Below are 663 nucleotides of genomic sequence, written 5' to 3'. Positions count from 1 at the left end.
GTTCGTCAAGCTCATCGACGCGACCCTGCGCACCAACTATTTCCAGCGCGACGAGGCCGGTGCACCGCGGCCGAACCTTGCCTTCAAGTTCGCCTCGCGCTCGCTCGCCATCCTGCCGCAACCGCGGCCGTTCCGGGAGATTTTCCTTTACGGGCCGGAGGTCGAGGGCGTGCATCTGCGTTTCGGCAAGGTTGCGCGTGGCGGATTGCGCTGGTCGGATCGCGGCCAGGATTACCGCACCGAGGTGCTGGGCCTGGTGAAGGCGCAGCAGGTGAAGAACGCCGTCATCGTTCCGGTCGGCGCCAAGGGCGGCTTTTATCCGAAGCGGCTTCCCGCCGGTGGCAATCGCGAGGAGGTCTTCAACGCCGGCCGCGAGGCCTACAAGAGCTATATTCGCACGCTGCTTTCGATCACAGACAACATCATCGATGGCGAGGTGGTGCCGCCGGCAGATACGCTGCGCGCCGATGACGACGATCCCTATTTCGTTGTCGCCGCCGACAAGGGCACGGCCACCTTCTCCGATACGGCCAATGCGCTGGCGCAGGAGGCGGATTTCTGGCTGGACGATGCCTTTGCCTCCGGCGGCTCGGCCGGCTACGACCACAAGAAGATGGGCATCACCGCCCGCGGCGCCTGGGAGGCGGTAAAGCGGCATTTCCG

General features: G+C 65.2%; 1 protein-coding gene. It reads left to right on the top strand.

Features of this window, described 5'->3' with window-relative positions; translation table 11 throughout:
* The coding region (locus tag MD273_RS18590) for an NAD-glutamate dehydrogenase domain-containing protein (protein ID WP_239039264.1) at positions 1 to 663 on the top strand (663 nt) is incomplete at both ends.

The organism is Marinobacter sp. C7 (assembly GCF_022343555.1).
Taxonomy (GTDB): Bacteria; Pseudomonadota; Gammaproteobacteria; order Pseudomonadales; family Oleiphilaceae; genus Marinobacter.
Note: the sequence above shows the minus strand (reverse complement) of the source record. Positions and strands in the feature narration are given on the sequence as shown.